The following is a 16,834-nucleotide window of genomic DNA, read 5'->3' as shown; positions in this document are numbered from 1 at the left end:
CACCTCCGACGTCGTCGCCCCCACCCCGTCATCCCCGACCCCCCAGGAGAACGCGCGCCCATGGAACTCAGCGACATCGACGGCGACCTCACCAGCGTCCTCTACACCGAGGAGCAGATCCACGCGAAGATCGCGGAGGTCGCCCGCCAGGTCGAGGTCGACTACGCCGGCCGTGACCCGCTGCTCGTGGGCGTGCTCAAGGGCGCCGTCATGGTGATGGCCGACTTCGCGCGCGAGCTGAAGCTCAACGCGCCGATGGACTGGATGGCCGTGTCGTCGTACGGCTCGGGGACGAAGTCGTCGGGCGTCGTGCGCATCCTGAAAGACCTGGACACCGACCTGCACGGTCGCGACGTCATCATCGTCGAGGACATCATCGACTCGGGCCTGACCCTCTCGTGGCTGCTCGAGAACCTCAAGAGCCGCGGCGCCGCCTCCGTCGAGATCTTCGCCCTGCTCCGCAAGCCGGCCGCCGCCAAGGTGCAGGTCGACGTGAAGTACGTCGGCTACGAGATCCCCAACGACTTCGTCGTGGGGTACGGCCTCGACTTCGACGAGAAGTACCGCAACCTGCGCGGCGTCGGGGTGCTGGCGCCCCACGTCTACAGCTGACCGGGGCCCGGGCGGGCCGAGGGCCCGACGGGGGCCGTGGCCCCAGTGAGGGGCTCCCCGACCGCTCAGAGCGAACACCCACCAGCCCCCGAGGGGACGCGAGGTAACCTCTCCCTCACGTTCTCCCTGCAGAAAGGTGTCGGGCTCCGCCCGTACTGACATGGACCTCAAGAAACTCTTCCGCGGACCGATCATCTACGTCGTGATCGCGGTGCTCGGCATCGGGATCGGCTGGAGCGTCATCAGCGCCTCCGGCTCGACGCGCGTGTCGACCCAGAAGGGCCTCGAGGCTCTGAACGACGACAAGGTCTCCTCGGCGACCATCTTCAGCAACGAGCAGCGCGTCGACCTCGTCCTGAAGGACGGCGACGAGCAGCAGCAGTTCTACTACGCGACCCCCCGCGGCGACGAGGTCGTCCAGGCGGTCGACGACGCGAAGCTCGAGAGCTTCGACGACAACGTCACGCAGGGCAACTGGTTCCTCTCGCTGCTGAGCGTCCTCCTGCCCTTCGTGATCATCGGCGCCATCTTCTGGTTCCTGCTCTCGTCGATGCAGGGCGGCGGCAGCAAGGTCATGCAGTTCGGCAAGTCCAAGGCCAAGCTCGCGTCGAAGGAGACGCCGCAGGTCATGTTCACCGACGTGGCCGGCGCCGACGAGGCGATCGAGGAGCTCGAGGAGATCAAGGAGTTCCTCAAGGAGCCCGCGAAGTTCCAGGCCGTCGGCGCTCGCATCCCCAAGGGCGTGCTGCTCTACGGCCCTCCCGGCACCGGCAAGACCCTGCTGGCCCGCGCCGTCGCCGGCGAGGCCGGCGTGCCGTTCTTCTCGATCTCCGGCTCGGACTTCGTCGAGATGTTCGTCGGCGTCGGCGCCAGCCGAGTCCGTGACCTCTTCGAGCAGGCCAAGCAGAACTCGCCCGCCATCATCTTCGTCGACGAGATCGACGCCGTCGGCCGCCACCGCGGCGCCGGCGTCGGCGGCGGCAACGACGAGCGCGAGCAGACGCTGAACCAGCTGCTCGTCGAGATGGACGGCTTCGACGTCAAGACGAACGTCATCCTGATCGCGGCGACCAACCGTCCCGACGTGCTCGACCCCGCCCTCCTGCGCCCCGGCCGCTTCGACCGCCAGATCGGCGTCGACGCCCCGGGCCTCGACGGCCGCAAGCAGATCCTCGAAGTGCACGGCAAGGGCAAGCCCCTCGCCGCCTCCGTCAACCTGGAGGTGCTGGCCCGCAAGACGCCGGGCTTCACCGGTGCCGACCTGGCCAACGTGCTCAACGAGGCCGCGCTGCTGACGGCTCGCTCGAACGCGCAGCTGATCGACAACCGCGCCCTCGACGAGGCCGTCGACCGCGTCATGGCCGGCCCGCAGCGCCGCAGCCGCATCATGAACGACCACGAGAAGCTCATCACCGCGTACCACGAGGGCGGCCACGCCCTCGCCGCCGCGGCGATGCGCCACACCGACCCGGTCACGAAGATCACGATCCTGCCGCGCGGCCGTGCCCTGGGCTACACGATGGTGCTTCCCTTGGAGGACAAGTACAGCGTGACCCGCAACGAGCTGCTCGACCAGCTCACCTACGCCATGGGCGGCCGCGTCGCGGAGGAGCTCGTCTTCCACGACCCGACCACCGGCGCCTCGAACGACATCGAGAAGGCCACGGGCACCGCCCGCAAGATGGTCACCGAGTTCGGCATGAGCAACAAGGTCGGCTCGGTCAAGCTCGGCCAGGGCTCGGGCGAGCAGTTCATGGGCCGCGACATGGGCCAGCGCGACTACTCGGAGACGATCGCCGAGACCGTCGACGCCGAGGTGCGCGTGCTGCTCGAGCAGGCGCACGACGAGGCCTGGGCCGTCATCAACGACAACCGCGACATCCTCGACCACCTCGCCGCCGAGCTCCTCGAGAAGGAGACCCTCGACCACGACGAGCTGGCGGAGATCTTCAAGGACGTCAAGAAGCTGCCCGAGCGCCCGCAGTGGCTCTCCAGCGACAAGCGCCCCGTGTCGGACCGCCCCGCGATCCCGATGCCGACGAAGGCACCCGTCGACGCCGACGCCGTCGACGGCGGGGTCGGCTCCGAGCCGGAGCCCGAGGGCCTCACGACCCGCAAGCGCCCGCCGCGCACCGCTCCCGGCATCGCCACGGCCTGAGCGGGCCACCCGACCGGGGCGGTGTGGAGCTCCCGCCCCGGTCGGTAGCCTGGTCAGTCGAACCGTAGGCCTGATGGCAAGGAGCACCTCGTGACCGACTCGCCGACCGGCGGCTCCCGCCGCGACCCGGCCGCCGCGCCCGACGCTCCGGCGTGGAGGCGGCCCCGTGGGCGCGAGCGGTACCCCGACCCGGTCGAGGTCGACGCTCCGCCGACGTCGGCCCCGGCCTCCGGCACGGAGCGACGCCTCGCGCTCGCCCTCGACGAGACGGCCGCCGTCCGGCCGCCCGCCCAGCTCCCTCCCGTGACGCACACTCCGGCGACGCGGGCAGCGGCGGAGGTGCCCGCCGCGGTGATCCGCGTGCCGCCGGCCCGGACTCCCGCGCAGCCGACGCCGACTCCCGCCGAGTCGCCCTCGGCGCAGCCCGCGCGGCCGACGCCGGCGCGCGACGCCGTGTCGCGACGCGCGGTCTCGACCCCCGTGCAGGCGGGCGGCGAGGCCGAGCCGACCCGCGCCTCCGGCCGTCGCCTCGTCGCGGGGGGCCGCTTCGACGGCCCGCTGCCCGTCGGCGCCGAGCGCACCCGGGTCGGCTCGCACGCCGCCCCCGGGCTGGTCGACGGGCCCCCGCGCTCCTCGGTCGAGCCCGGCCGGCCCCGTGGTGAGCGCGCACGGCGTCGGGGAGCCGACGCGGCGCCCGTCGTCGTCCGGTCCCGCCCGGCCGTCCCGCTCGACCTGCTGCCCGCCGACGGCGGCCGCGCCCTCGTGATGGGCATCCTCAACGTGACCCCCGACTCCTTCAGCGACGGCGGTCGCTGGGTCGGCCTCGGCGCGGCCCTCGACCACGCTCGCGAGCTCGTCGCCGCGGGTGCCGACCTCGTCGACGTGGGCGGCGAGTCGACGCGCCCCGGGGCGTCCCGGGTCGACCCGCTCGAGGAGCAGCGCCGCGTGCTGCCCGTCGTCCGCGAGCTGGCGTCCGAGGGCGTGCGGGTCAGCGTCGACACGATGAACGCCTCCACGGCGCGCGCCGCCGTCGAGGCCGGCGCCGACGTGATCAACGACGTCTCGGGCGGCCTCGCCGACGACGCGATGGCCGACGTGGCCGCCGAGACCGAGCGGCTCTTCGTCGCCATGCACTGGCGCGGTCACCTCGAGCACGGCCGCGGCGCGCCCGACTACGGCGGCGACGTCGCCCGCCGCGTCCGCGACGAGCTCGCCGCCCGCGTCGACGCCCTCGCGGGCCGGGGCGTGCGACTCGACCGCCTCGTGCTCGACCCCGGCGTCGGCTTCTCGAAGGACGCCGCCCAGAACTGGCGCGTGCTGGCGGCCCTGCCCGAGCTGGCCCGCCTCGGCCAGCCGCTGCTGGTGGGGGCGTCGCGCAAGAGGTTCCTCGGCGAGCTGCTGCCCGACGGCGCCCCGCCCGAGCACCGCGACCTGCCCACCGCCGTGGTGAGCGTGCTCGCGGCCCAGGCCGGCGTGTGGGCGGTGCGCGTGCACGACGCGGCCGGCACCCGCGTCGCCCTCGACGTGCTGCACGCCTGGCAGGGCGCTGCCGTGCCCGCCCGACCGGCGAGGCACGCGTGAGCGCCGAGGTGCCGGCGGGCGGTGCCGCGGACGCCGCCGGCGCTGCTGCCGCCGGCGCTGCTGCTGACGGCGCAGCTCCGGCCGCCCCGGCCCTCCGCCTCGTGCCGCGCGGCCTGGACGTGCTGCGCCTGAGCGGCGTGCGGGCCACTGGCCACCACGGCGTCTTCGAGCACGAGCGCCGTGACGGCCAGGAGTTCGTGGTCGACGTCGTCGTGCACCTCGACGCCGCGCCGGCCGCCGACGGCGACGACCTCGCGCAGACCGTCCACTACGGCGTGCTCGCCGAGCAGCTCGTCGCCGCCGTCGAGCGCGACCCGGTCGACCTCGTCGAGACCCTCGCCGAGCGGCTCGCGCACGTCGTGCTGTCGTTCCCCGCCGCGGTGCGGGCCGAGGTCACGGTGCACAAGCCCCACGCGCCGATCACGGTGCCGTTCGGCGACGTGTCGATCACCGTCGTCCGGGAGCGCGCGTGAGCACGGCGGGGCCCGCGCGCTCCGGCCCCGGCTCCGTCCCGGTCCCCGGCTCCCCCACCGCGCCTCCCGGGCCCCTCGCCCGTCGCGCGGTGATCGCGCTCGGCTCCAACCTCGGCGACCGCGACGGGCTGCTCCGCGACGCCGTCGCGGCCCTCGACGCCGTCGACGGGGTGCACGTCGTCGCAGCGTCCGCCCCCGTCTCGTCGGTGGCCGTCACGCTCGACGGGCCCGACGAGAGCAAGCCCGACTACCTCAACGCCGTCGCCCTCGTCGACACCACCCTCGGGGGTCTCGACCTGCTGGCGGCCCTGCAGTCGATCGAGTCCGACCGGGGCCGGGTGCGCACCGAGCGCTGGGGGGACCGCACCCTCGACCTCGACGTGGTCGTGCTCGGCGACGACGAGAGCGACGACCCGCGCCTCACGCTGCCCCACCCGCGCGCCGCCGGGCGGGCCTTCGTGCTCGAGCCCTGGCTGCAGGTCGAGCCGGAGGCGCGGCTCGGCCGGGCAGGGCGCGTCGCCGACCTGCTCGCCGCGCTGCCCGACCGCACCCGGCCGGTCGCGGGAGCCGGCGCGCTGTGGCCGCCCGCCGAGCGCGCTCCCGGCGCCGTCCGCTCCGAGCCCGCCGCCCCCGCCCCCGACCACACCCCCGGAGCCGACGCGTGAGACACACCCGCCCCGCCACCCTGATCGGCCTCGCCGTCGTCGCCCTCGTGGTCGGCTTCGTGCTCGACGCGGCGCTCGTCGCGACCGGTCGGCCGTCGATCGTGCCGCCCGTGGTGCTCGGTCTCGTGCTGCTCGCCATCGGCGGCATCGTCGTGACGATGGCGATGCCGGTCCGCCGCGTGGCCCGGGGCTCGCGCACCGAGCGCGTCGACCCGTACTACGCGACCCGGGTGCTGCTGCTCGCGAAGGCCAGCAGCCTGGCCGGGGCGCTCTTCGGCGGCGGCGCCGGCGGGGTGCTGCTGTTCATGACGACGCGCGGCGTGGGGGTGGCAGTAGGCTCCGTCGTGCCCGCGGTCGTGGCCGTCGTGGGGGGCCTCGGCCTCCTCGTCGGGGGGATCGTCGCCGAGCACATGTGCACCGTGCCGCCCGGTGACGACGACGACGGCGGGCCGGGGGCCCAGGCCGCCTGAGAGCACGCCCGCCGACCGCACCGCCCCGGAGGACCGCCATGAGCCGACTCGACGTCGCCGACGCGACCTGGACGGGCGTCTCGCCGCGGTACGTCTGGCCCGAGGTGATCGGCTGGCTCGTCACGGGTCTCGTCGTGGCGGCGGCCACCCTGCCGCTGTGGTTCCTCGACTCGCTGTGGTGGCGCCTCCTGACGGCCGGGCTGGTCGTCGTGACCCTGCTCGTCTGCGCGTTCGTGCCGCGGCGCGTGCGGGCCATCGGCTACCAGCTGCGCGACGACGACCTGCTGCTGCGCAAGGGCATCCTGTTCACCCGCGTCGTCGCCGTGCCCTACGGCCGCATGCAGCTCATCGACATCAACCGCGGGCCGGTCGTGCGCGCCCTCGGGCTCAGCGACCTCAAGTTCGTGACGGCGGCCGCGTCGTCGGCCGTGACCATCCCCGGGGTGCCCGAGGCCGAGGCGGAGGCGCTGCGCGACCGCCTGGTCGAGCTCGCCGAGTCGAGGCGGGCGGGGCTGTGACCGACGTCGGGCCGCCGGCTCCGGGGCCGGCCGATCCCGCTGGCCCCGTCGGCCCTGTCGGCCCGGCCGGTCGCGCTGGCCCCGCCGGCCCGCCGGCCCCCGCCGAGGTCGCGGCCCTCACCGACGGCGAGTGGCACCGGCTGCACCCGGCGACGCCCCTGCTCCGCGGCGGCACCGCGCTGATCGTCGCCCTCGGCATCATCGTCTACAACGCTCGCGACTGGGTCGTGCAGCTCGTCGCCGGCATCGTCAGCGGGCGCCGCGGGGGCGACGACGGCGACCCGTTCGGCTACGTCGTCGACCACGGCCTGCTCGGCTGGGTGCTGCTCGGGCTCGTCGTCGTCGTGGCCGTGCTCTCGACCTTCTTCTGGCTGGCCTGGCGGATGAACACGTTCCGCGTCACCGAGGAGACGGTGGAGGTGCGCAGCGGCATCGTCTTCCGCACCGAGCGTCGGGCCCGCCTCGACCGGGTGCAGGGCATCGCCGTGCAGCGGCCCGTCCTCGCGCGGCTGTTCGGCGCCGCCAAGCTCGAGGTCAGCCAGGCGGGCGACGACGCCAACGTCAGCCTCGCGTACCTGCGCTCCGCCTCGGCCGACGACCTCCGACGCGAGATCCTGCGCCGCGCCTCCGGGGCCCAGCGCGCCGAGGGGGTCTCGCTGGCGAAGGGGCCGGCCGGGCGGCCGGGCTTCGTCGGCCTCGTCGAGCAGCGCGCCGCGGAGTTCCTCGCGGACGGCACCGAGGAGGCGCCTCCCGAGTCGGTCGTGCGGGTCGACCTCCGCAGGCTGGTCGGCTCCGTCGTGCTCAGCGGCTACACGCTGTTCATCGTCGCCGCCGCGATCGCCGTCGTCGTCACGGTGCGGCTGACGGGGGAGTGGTTCCTGCTCTTCGCGCTGCTGCCGGCCGTGCTCGGCTCGAGCGGCTACTACGTCAACCGGGTCTCGAAGTCGCTGCGGTACAGCATCGCCGGCACCCGTGACGGCGTCCGCATCGGCTACGGCCTGTTCTCGACGACGAACGAGACGCTGCCGCCCGGGCGCATCCACTCGGTGCGCGTGAGCCAGCCGCTGCTCTGGCGACCGTTCGGCTGGTGGGAGATCAGCATCAACCGCGCCTCGCGGTCGAGCACGGCGTCGTCGTCGTCGACGGGGCAGCAGGGCGCGAGCGTGCTGCTGCCCGTGGGCGACGAGGGCGACGTGCGCCGGGTGCTCGAGCTCGTGCTGCCCGAGCTGGTCGGGCTCGCGGCGGCGGCGGAGGCCGACGCGGACGGGGCGCCGACGGTGGTCGCCGACGGCCCGGCAGGGCCCGCTGCGGCGGCCTCGCCCCCCGACGACCTGCGCGCCGCGGCCGACGAGCACGCCTCGCACACGCTGCGGCTCGTCGAGGACGGCCTCACGTCGCGCGGCTCCGACGGCGGCTTCACGACGTCGCCGCGTCGGGCCGCGGTGCTGCGCTGGTTCTCGTGGCGGCGCAACGGCTTCCGGGCGGCGCCCGGCGCGCTGCTGCTGCGGAAGGGTGCGATCTGGCGTGAGCTGATCATCGTGCCCCTGCCCCGGGTGCAGAGCGTGAGCCTGCACCAGGGCCCGCTGCTGCGGCGGCTCCGCCTCGCCGCCGTGCACCTGCACACGGTCGCCGGGCCGATCACCGCCCAGATCGGCGCCCTCGACGAGGCCGACGCCCTCGCCTTCTTCACCGGAGCCGCCCGCGACGGCGTCGAGGCCGCCCGGGCCGACCGCACCCACCGCTGGCTCGCCGTCGCCTCGGCCGCCGAGCCCCCCGCCTCCCCGGTCCCCGCCGCCGCCTCGGCTCCTGCCACCGCTGCCGGCGTCGTGCCCGCCGCCTCCCCGGGCCCCGCCGCCCCTCCCGCTTCCGCCGCTCCCGCTCCCGCCGTTCCCGCTCCCGCCGTTCCCGCTCCCGCCCCTGCCCCTGCCCCTGCTCTCAAATTTGAGAGTGATCCGGCTGCGAGCGACCAGGCAGCCGCGGAGAACGGGCTCGCTGCGTCGGATCCCTCTCGGATTCCCCCCGAGGAGTCGCGGGTCGGGTCGCCGACGCCCGTCACGCCCCCGGACGCCCCGCCGGCACCCGCCCCGGCACCGCCACGCGCACCCGCCCCGGCCCCGGCACCGGCCCCCGCACCAGCCCCGACGCCGGCGTCCGCACCCGCACCGACCCCCGCCCCCGCCCGCCACCGAGAGGACGACCCTCGATGAGCCCCCAGCAGAGCGGACGCCTCGGCATCGGAGTCGTCGGGGCCGGCCGCGTCGGGCCCGTGCTCGGCGCCGCGCTCGCCGCGGCCGGCCACGCGATCGTCGGCATCTCGGCCGTCTCCGAGCGCAGCCGCGACCGTGCCGAGGCGATCCTGCCCGGTGCTCCGGTGCTGACCGTGCAGCAGATCGTCGAGCGCTCCGAGCTCGTGCTGCTCGCGGTGCCCGACGACCAGCTCGCCGACCTCGTCACGGGCCTGGCCGCGACCGGCGCCTGGCAGGCCGGCCAGCTCGTCGTGCACACGTCGCCCGTGCACGGGCTCGAGGTGCTCCGCCCCGCGCTGCAGGCCGGGGCGATCCCGCTCGCCATCCACCCCGCCCTCACCTTCACCGGCACGACCATCGACCTGGTGCGGCTGCGCGAGGCGTACTGCGCGGTCACCGCGCCGGTGCCGGTGCAGCCGATCGGCCAGGCGCTCGTCGTCGAGATGGGCGCCGAGCCGGTGCTCGTCGCGGAGGCCGACCGGCCGCGCTACGCCGAGGCCGTCGCCACCGCGTCCGAGTTCTCGGCGGCGATCGTCACCCAGTCGGTCGGCATGCTCGCCGAGCTCGGCGTGCCCGACCCCGGTCGCGTGATCGCGCCGCTCGTCCGCTCGGCCATGGACCGCGCCCTCGCCGTCGCCGAGGGGTCGGTGGGCCCCGGTACCATCGACACTGCGCCGTTCGGGCGCCCGTCGGCCGACGACGGGCCGTCACCGCGGCACGGGGCGTGAGGTCCGGGCTCGACCCGCACCGCGCCTCCCGCACGCCCCCGCCAGCCCGCCCCGCCAGCCCGCCCCGCCAGCCCCGTCCCGCCAGCCCCCTCCGCGCCCGGGCCCGCACCGCCCGCACCGCCTCCACCCTTCGTCCCCTGCAGGAGCCCCTCGCACATGACCGACGCCCCCGACACCAGCACCCCCACCGACGAGGCGGCCGCCGAGGCCGAGGCGGCCCGTGAGGCGTCGGAGCAGAAGCAGGTGCGCCTCGACAAGCGCGCCCGCCTGCTCGAGTCGGGCCGCGAGGCCTACCCCGTGGGCGTGCCGGTGACCGACACGATCGCCGCCGTCCGTGCCCGCCACGCCGACCTCGAGCCCGGCGCCGAGACGGGCGACGTCGTCGGCCTGGCCGGCCGCGTCGTGCACGCGCGCAACACCGGCAAGCTCTGCTTCGCCGCGCTGCAGGCCGGCGACGGCACGCGCATCCAGGCGATGGTCTCGCTCGCGGCCGTCGGCGAGCAGGCGCTCGCCGACTGGAAGGAGCTCGTCGACCTCGGCGACCACGTCTTCTTGAAGGGCGAGGTCATCTCGTCGCGGCGGGGCGAGCTGTCGATCATGGTCGCCGAGTGGAGCATCGCCGCGAAGGCGATCCTGCCGCTGCCGAACCTGCACTCCGAGCTCAGCGAAGAGACGCGCGTGCGTCAGCGCTACCTCGACCTGATCGTGCGCGACCAGGCTCGCGTGACCGTGCGGGCCCGTGCCGCGGCCGTCTCGTCGCTGCGTCGCACCTTCGACTCGTACGAGTACCTCGAGGTCGAGACCCCGATGCTCCAGACGATGCACGGCGGCGCCGCGGCGCGTCCGTTCCAGACGCACAGCAACGCCTTCGACACCGAGCTCTTCCTCCGCATCGCGCCCGAGCTGTTCCTCAAGCGCGCGGTGGTCGGCGGCATCGACCGCGTCTTCGAGATCAACCGCAACTTCCGCAACGAGGGCGCCGACTCCACCCACTCGCCCGAGTTCGCGATGGTCGAGGCCTACCAGGCGTACGGCGACTACGAGCAGATGGCCCGCCTCACGCAGGAGCTCGTGCAGAACGCCGCGCACGCCGTGGCCGGCTCGCACCTCGTCACCCTCGCCGACGGCTCGGAGTACGACCTCGGCGGCGAGTGGGCCCGCGTGCCGATGTACGAGTCGCTCAGCGAGGCCGCCGGCCGCGAGATCACGCCCGAGACGACGGTCGCCGAGCTGCGGGAGCTCGCCGACTCGGTCGAGCTCGTCGTGCCGCACGAGACGCACGGCAAGCTGGTCGAGGAGCTCTGGGAGCACTTCGTCAAGCCGTCGCTCGAGCGCCCCACCTTCGTCGTCGACTTCCCGGTCGACACGAGCCCGCTCGTGCGCCAGCACCGGTCGAAGGCCGGCGTGGTCGAGAAGTGGGACCTCTACGTGCGCGGCTTCGAGCTGGCGACGGCGTACTCGGAGCTCGTCGACCCGGTGATCCAGCGCGAGCGCTTCGTCGAGCAGGCCGCGCTGTCGGCCCGCGGCGACGCGGAGGCGATGCGCCTCGACGAGGACTTCCTCCGCGCGCTCGAGCACGGCATGCCGCCGAGCGGCGGCATGGGCATGGGCATCGACCGCCTGCTGATGGCGATCACCGGTCTCGGCATCCGCGAGACGATCCTCTTCCCGCTCGTCAAGTGAGGGAGGCGCGGGTCGGCTCGTGAGGGCCGGCCGCGGTACCCGGTGGACTCCCGGGCACCATCGCTTACCCTTGTGGAGTGCCTGAGACTTTCTGGGGAGCTGCGCTCTTCGCCGTGACCCCGACCATCGTCGTCGGGCTGATCTTCTGGTTCGCCGTGCGGTCGCTGCTCCGAGCCGACCGCACCGAGCGGACCGTCTACTCGCAGATCGAGGCGGAGGAGCGCGCCCGCGCCGAGGCCGAGGAGCGCTCCGGCCGCTGAGGCGCCGCTCCGAGCTCTGACGAGGTGACTCGTCCTGGGTCCTCTCCCTCGTGGAGGGGCCCGGACGGGTCACCTCGTTCGTCGTCGTCAGCCCACTACCCCTCCCGCGGCGACCTCGCCCGCGGCGGGCGGCGGCACGCCCGCGACCGCGCTCTCGACCCCCTGCTCACCCGGGTGGTCTCGGGGGGCTGAGGGGCGCCTCCCGCAGGCCTCGGTGTCCCCCTCCCCGGGGGCGGGGTCAGCCGGTCGCCGCGTACCCCGGCGCGTTCGGTGGACAGTCGCGCAGTGTTCGCTTGACACCCCGCGATCCGCGTGTTCATGGGGATGCACGGGGGTCGCACCCAGGAAGCCGTACCCCGTGACACCCCGACCGGGCCTACACCCGCGATGTGCCCCGAGTCAAAGCCGCACCCCGTTCGTCCCCCGAAGCACTCGAAACCCTGTACGTGCCCTCCGAACAACCTTGTGAACTGCCTGAATGACACCAGTGTCATTTCGTGCTGGCACCAGACTCGAAGTACGCCGAAGAGCTTCACGAACTATTCGACACGACACCACGGTCTGAATTCGAGCAGGGAGAGAAACGATGACTACCGTCACCACGCGCAACACCACCACGGACACCACCGACGACACCGAGGTCGAGGTCCTCTCGCAGGTGCGAGGCGCCTCCACCGACCAGGTGGGCGACTACCTCCGCCACATCGGCCGCATGCCCCTCCTCGACGCCGCGGAGGAGACGGAGATCGCCCGACGCATCGAGGTCGGCCTCTTCGCCGGCGAGAAGCTCAAGGAGCTCCAGGCCGCCGACGCCGTCAAGAAGGTCCGCACGAAGGCGCACGCCGAGACGATGCGCGACCTCCGGTGGCTGCAGCACGACGGCGAGCGTGCGAAGGACCGCATGATCACCGCGAACCTCCGCCTCGTCGTCAGCATCGCCAAGCGCTACACGCAGCGCGGCCTCCCCTTCATGGACGTCATCCAGGAGGGCAACCTCGGCCTGGTGCGCGCGGTCGAGAAGTTCGACTACACGCAGGGCTACAAGTTCTCGACCTACGCCACCTGGTGGATCCGTCAGGCCATCGCCCGCGGCCTCGCCGACAAGGCGCGTGCCATCCGCATCCCCGTGCACACGGTGGAGCGCATCAACCGCATCTCGCGGGCCGAGCGCGACCTGACCGTCGACCTGGGCCGTGCGCCCACCGTCGAGGAGGTCGCCGCCGAGGTCGCGATGGAGGTCGCCGACCTGGTCGAGCTCAAGTCGCGCTCGCACGAGCCCGTCTCGATCCACACCGTCGTCGGCGATGCGGAAGACAGCGAGCTGGGCGACTTCATCGAGGACGAGGAGACCCCGTCGCCGACGGCCGCCACCGAGAACTCGCTGCTGAACCGCGACATGCACGCCCTCGTGGCGACGCTGCCGGAGGACGAGGCCCGCGTGATCCGCATGCGCTTCGGCCTCGACGACGACCAGCCGATGACCCTCGACGAGATCAGCAAGCGCGTGCACAGCTCGCGCCAGGCCGTCTCGCGCGTCGAGAGCCGCGCCCGCCTGCGCATGTTCGCCAAGGCCGTCAGCCAGGACCTGCAGCTGTACCTGCAGTAGTCTGGCGGCAGCGTCCGCTGCACCTGCACCACCACGAGAGGGCCGCCTCCCCGCCCCGGGGAGGCGGCCCTCCGTCGTGTGCCGCCCCGCGCCTCCCCGGGGCCTCCGGGGTCAGGTCAGGAGGCGGTGTCGCCCGCCTCGTCCTCGGCCTCGGCGTTCGCCACGACCTCCGCTGCCTCGGCCTCGAGCTGCGCCGCGGAGACGAGCCCGCCGCGGCGATGCGCCGTCCGGGCCTTGAACTTGGCGCGGACGTCGCTCGGCACGAGCTCGAGCAGCTGGTCCTCGCGCAGCGGCAGGTCGAGCAGGCTGAGCTTCAGCCGCCCCTTCGTCGCGTGCCGCCCGGCGTCGAAGCGGATCACCTGGCCGGCCTCGCGCTGCAGCCGCATCGACACGACGCAGCCCTCGCTCACGTCGGCGACCACGCGGCCGTCGACCTCGAGCGCCGCCGACCGGGTGCCCGCGCCGACCTGGAAGCGCAGGGCCTCGCCCGGCCCGAGCACCACCGAGCGGTCGATGCCCGACATCGGGGCGACCGGCGTGATGAGCGTCGCCGCGACGGCCGGCGACATGACCGGCCCGCCCGCGGCGTAGTTGTAGGCGGTCGAGCCGGCGCTCGTCGCGACGATGATCGCGTCGGCCTTGTAGTGGCCGTAGGGCGTGCCGTCGACGACGAGGTCGGCCGTGACGACGCCCTCGCCCGGGCGGCGCGCGATCGAGACGTCGTTGAAGGCGAGGAAGGTGTGCTCGTCGGTCGAGGTCGAGTGCACCACCTCGACGGCGTGGTGCGGCTCGAGCGAGAAGCGCTTCGCGGCGAGGCGCTCGAGCGCGTCGGGCAGGTCGGCGGGCTCGACCTCGACGAGGAAGCCCAGGTTGCCGTAGTTCACGCCGAGCACCGGCACGGGGCGGTCGGCCACGAGGCGCATCGCGCCGAGCATCGTGCCGTCGCCGCCGAGGGCGACCACGACGTCGACCCGGTCGCGGAACGACCGCTCGTCGACCAGCTCGACCGCGCCCGCGACCCGGTGCTCGTCGCTCTGCAGCGCGATCAGCAGCACGTCGCCCTTGCCGGGCAGGCCGTCCTGCTTCCAGGCGCAGAGGATCGCGACCGACTCGGCCACGGACTTGGTGGGGTGCGGCACGAGACCGACGGTGAAGGTGCCCATGGAGCGACCGTACCGGCGCCCTCCGACAGGTCGCTGCACCTCCGTCACGCCCCCAGCGAACAGGGGCTGCGAACCCCGGGGCCCGTGGTTACTCTCGACAACAGACACCGGTGCTGCCCCCAGTTGGCACCGACTGCATGAGCGGTGGCGCCACTCCCACCCCGCCACCGAGGGAGCAAGAGAAGATGTTCGAGAGATTCACCGACCGTGCCCGTCGCGTCGTCGTCCTCGCCCAGGAAGAGGCGAAGATGCTCAACCACAACTACATCGGTACCGAGCACATCCTGCTCGGGCTCATCCACGAGGGCGAGGGCGTCGCCGCCAAGGCCCTCGAGTCGCTGGGCATCTCGCTCGACGCCGTGCGCGAGCAGGTCCAGGACATCATCGGCCAGGGCCAGCAGCAGCCCACCGGTCACATCCCCTTCACGCCGCGCGCGAAGAAGGTCCTGGAGCTCAGCCTCCGCGAGGCCCTCCAGCTCGGCCACAACTACATCGGCACCGAGCACATCCTGCTCGGCCTGATCCGCGAGGGCGAGGGCGTCGCCGCCCAGGTCCTCGTGAAGCTCGGCGCCGACCTCAACCGGGTCCGCCAGCAGGTCATCCAGCTCCTGTCCGGCTACCAGGGCAAGGAGGCGGTGGCCGTGGGAGGCGAGCAGCAGCAGGGCACCCAGGGCGGCAGCCAGGTCCTCGACCAGTTCGGCCGCAACCTGACCCAGGCCGCGCGCGACAACAAGCTCGACCCGGTCATCGGTCGCGAGAAGGAGATGGAGCGGGTCATGCAGATCCTCTCCCGCCGCTCGAAGAACAACCCCGTGCTGATCGGCGAGCCCGGCGTCGGCAAGACCGCCGTCGTCGAGGGCCTCGCGCAGGCCATCGTCAAGGGCGAGGTGCCCGAGACCCTGAAGGACAAGCAGCTCTACTCGCTCGACCTCGGCTCGCTCATCGCCGGCAGCCGCTACCGCGGTGACTTCGAGGAGCGCCTGAAGAAGGTCACGAAGGAGATCCGCACGCGCGGCGACATCATCGTCTTCATCGACGAGATCCACACCCTCGTGGGTGCGGGCGCCGCCGAGGGCGCGATCGACGCCGCGTCGATCCTCAAGCCGCTGCTGGCCCGCGGCGAGCTGCAGACCATCGGCGCCACGACGCTCGACGAGTACCGCAAGCACTTCGAGAAGGACGCCGCCCTCGAGCGCCGCTTCCAGTCGGTGCAGGTCAACGAGCCGTCGCTGCCCCACACGATCAACATCCTCAAGGGCCTCCGCGACAAGTACGAGGCCTTCCACAAGGTGTCCATCACCGACGGCGCGATCGTCTCGGCGGCGAACCTCGCCGACCGCTACGTGAGCGACCGCTTCCTGCCCGACAAGGCCATCGACCTGATCGACGAGGCCGGCGCCCGCCTGCGCCTCTCGATCCTGTCGGCCCCGCCGGAGCTGCGCGAGTTCGACGACCGCATCGCCGGCGTGCGCGCCCAGAAGGAAGCCGCCATCGAGGACCAGGACTTCGAGAAGGCCGCGTCGCTCCGCGACGAGGAGAAGAAGCTGCTCGGTGAGCGCCTCCGCCTCGAGAAGCAGTGGCGCTCGGGCGAGGCCGGAGCCGGCGGCACCGTCGACGAGGGCATCATCGCCGAGGTGCTGGCCCAGGCGACGGGCATCCCGGTCTTCAAGCTCACCGAGGAGGAGACCTCGCGTCTCGTCTTCATGGAGCAGGCGCTGCACCAGCGCGTCATCGGTCAGGAGGAGGCCATCGCGGCGCTCTCCAAGACCATCCGCCGCACGCGTGCCGGCCTGAAGGACCCGAACCGCCCCTCCGGCTCGTTCATCTTCGCGGGGCCCACGGGCGTCGGCAAGACCGAGCTGGCCAAGGCGCTCGCCGAGTTCCTCTTCGACGACGAGGGCGCGCTGATCAGCCTCGACATGTCGGAGTTCGGCGAGAAGCACACCGTCTCGCGCCTCTTCGGTGCCCCTCCCGGGTTCGTCGGCTTCGAGGAGGGCGGCCAGCTCACCGAGAAGGTGCGTCGCAAGCCGTTCTCCGTGGTGCTGTTCGACGAGATCGAGAAGGCCCACCCCGACATCTTCAACAGCCTGCTGCAGGTGCTCGAGGAGGGTCGTCTGACCGACGGCCAGGGTCGTGTCGTCGACTTCAAGAACACGGTCATCATCATGACGACCAACCTCGGCTCGAAGGGCATCGCCGGCGGCCCCGTCGGCTTCCAGATCGAGGGCGACACCGCGACCGGCTACGACCGCATGCGCGCCAAGGTCAACGAGGAGCTCAAGAAGCACTTCAAGCCCGAGTTCCTCAACCGGGTAGACGACACCATCGTCTTCCCGCAGCTGTCGGGCCCCGAGCTGCTCCAGATCGTCGACCTGTTCGTCAAGCGCCTCAGCGAGCGTCTGCTCGACCGCGACATGACGGCCATGCTGACGGTGCCCGCCAAGGAGCGCCTCATCCAGGTCGGCTTCGACCCGGCCCTGGGTGCTCGCCCGCTGCGTCGTGCCATCCAGCACGAGGTGGAGGACCGCCTCTCCGAGCGCATCCTCACGGGCGACCTGACGGCCGGCGACCACGTCGTGGTCGACTACGTCGACGGCGAGTTCGTGTTCACCACGACCCGCCAGCAGGGCCGCGACGAGGTGCTCGTGCTCGAGAAGAGCGACGACTAGGC

General features: G+C 73.2%; 14 protein-coding genes. 13 read left to right on the top strand and 1 reads right to left on the bottom strand.

Annotation, left to right across the window (positions count from 1 at the left end; translation table 11 throughout):
• The first annotated feature begins 60 nt into the window (after window positions 1–60).
• The 12 genes from hpt (at window position 61) to F1C15_RS08600 (ending at window position 13,000) form a co-directional block, all read left to right on the top strand.
• Window positions 61–612: a hypoxanthine phosphoribosyltransferase gene (gene hpt / locus F1C15_RS08655; RefSeq protein WP_056057941.1), complete on the top strand. Its 552-nt coding sequence runs from the start codon at window positions 61–63 to the stop codon at window positions 610–612.
• A 160-nt stretch (window positions 613–772) separates the two neighbouring features.
• On the top strand, window positions 773–2,770 hold the full coding sequence (ftsH, locus tag F1C15_RS08650) for an ATP-dependent zinc metalloprotease FtsH (RefSeq protein WP_056057937.1): 1,998 nt from the start codon (window positions 773–775) through the stop codon (window positions 2,768–2,770).
• Window positions 2,771–2,860: 90 nt separating this feature from the next.
• Complete coding sequence (gene folP, locus F1C15_RS16345; protein ID WP_370543585.1) at window positions 2,861–4,351, top strand: dihydropteroate synthase; 1,491 nt, start codon at window positions 2,861–2,863, stop codon at window positions 4,349–4,351.
• Window positions 4,348–4,824 (top strand): dihydroneopterin aldolase, encoded by a 477-nt coding sequence (gene folB, locus F1C15_RS08640; protein ID WP_255465110.1) that lies wholly within the window; start codon window positions 4,348–4,350, stop codon window positions 4,822–4,824. The genes folP and folB overlap by 4 nt, the downstream gene beginning before the upstream one ends.
• On the top strand, window positions 4,821–5,489 hold the full coding sequence (gene folK / locus F1C15_RS08635) for a 2-amino-4-hydroxy-6-hydroxymethyldihydropteridine diphosphokinase (RefSeq protein ID WP_185230640.1): 669 nt from the start codon (window positions 4,821–4,823) through the stop codon (window positions 5,487–5,489). The genes folB and folK overlap by 4 nt, the downstream gene beginning before the upstream one ends.
• Complete coding sequence (locus F1C15_RS08630) at window positions 5,486–5,959, top strand: DUF3180 family protein (protein ID WP_167260846.1); 474 nt, start codon at window positions 5,486–5,488, stop codon at window positions 5,957–5,959. The genes folK and F1C15_RS08630 overlap by 4 nt, the downstream gene beginning before the upstream one ends.
• 38 nt (window positions 5,960–5,997) lie before the next feature.
• A complete protein-coding gene (locus F1C15_RS08625; protein WP_056057930.1) occupies window positions 5,998–6,477 on the top strand; it encodes a PH domain-containing protein in 480 nt (159 codons plus the stop codon).
• On the top strand, window positions 6,474–8,684 hold the full coding sequence (locus F1C15_RS08620) for a PH domain-containing protein (protein ID WP_255465107.1): 2,211 nt from the start codon (window positions 6,474–6,476) through the stop codon (window positions 8,682–8,684). The genes F1C15_RS08625 and F1C15_RS08620 overlap by 4 nt, the downstream gene beginning before the upstream one ends.
• Complete coding sequence (locus F1C15_RS08615) at window positions 8,681–9,451, top strand: Rossmann-like and DUF2520 domain-containing protein (RefSeq protein ID WP_056057925.1); 771 nt, start codon at window positions 8,681–8,683, stop codon at window positions 9,449–9,451. Before F1C15_RS08620 ends, F1C15_RS08615 begins: the two co-directional genes overlap by 4 nt.
• 156 nt (window positions 9,452–9,607) lie before the next feature.
• A complete protein-coding gene (lysS, locus tag F1C15_RS08610) occupies window positions 9,608–11,134 on the top strand; it encodes a lysine--tRNA ligase (RefSeq protein WP_185230639.1) in 1,527 nt (508 codons plus the stop codon).
• Between the two features lie 77 nt (window positions 11,135–11,211).
• A complete protein-coding gene (locus F1C15_RS08605; RefSeq protein ID WP_056057920.1) occupies window positions 11,212–11,394 on the top strand; it encodes a hypothetical protein in 183 nt (60 codons plus the stop codon).
• A gap of 586 nt (window positions 11,395–11,980) precedes the next feature.
• Window positions 11,981–13,000 carry a sigma-70 family RNA polymerase sigma factor gene (locus tag F1C15_RS08600; RefSeq protein WP_056057917.1) on the top strand — a complete coding sequence of 340 codons (1,020 nt, stop codon included), beginning with the start codon at window positions 11,981–11,983 and terminating at the stop codon, window positions 12,998–13,000.
• 116 nt (window positions 13,001–13,116) lie between these two features.
• Here the strand turns inward: F1C15_RS08600 and F1C15_RS08595 are convergent, their stop codons facing one another.
• On the bottom strand, window positions 13,117–14,163 hold the full coding sequence (locus F1C15_RS08595) for an NAD(+)/NADH kinase (RefSeq protein ID WP_185230638.1): 1,047 nt from the start codon (window positions 14,161–14,163) through the stop codon (window positions 13,117–13,119).
• Between the two features lie 185 nt (window positions 14,164–14,348).
• On the opposite strand from F1C15_RS08595, the gene F1C15_RS08590 reads away from it, so the two are divergent.
• Window positions 14,349–16,832 carry an ATP-dependent Clp protease ATP-binding subunit gene (locus tag F1C15_RS08590; protein WP_056057913.1) on the top strand — a complete coding sequence of 828 codons (2,484 nt, stop codon included), beginning with the start codon at window positions 14,349–14,351 and terminating at the stop codon, window positions 16,830–16,832.
• Window positions 16,833–16,834: the final 2 nt, after the last annotated feature.

The organism is Frigoribacterium sp. NBH87 (assembly GCF_014217665.1).
Lineage (GTDB): Bacteria > Actinomycetota > Actinomycetes > Actinomycetales > Microbacteriaceae > Frigoribacterium > Frigoribacterium endophyticum.
This window is presented reverse-complemented; position numbering and strand designations above follow the sequence as displayed.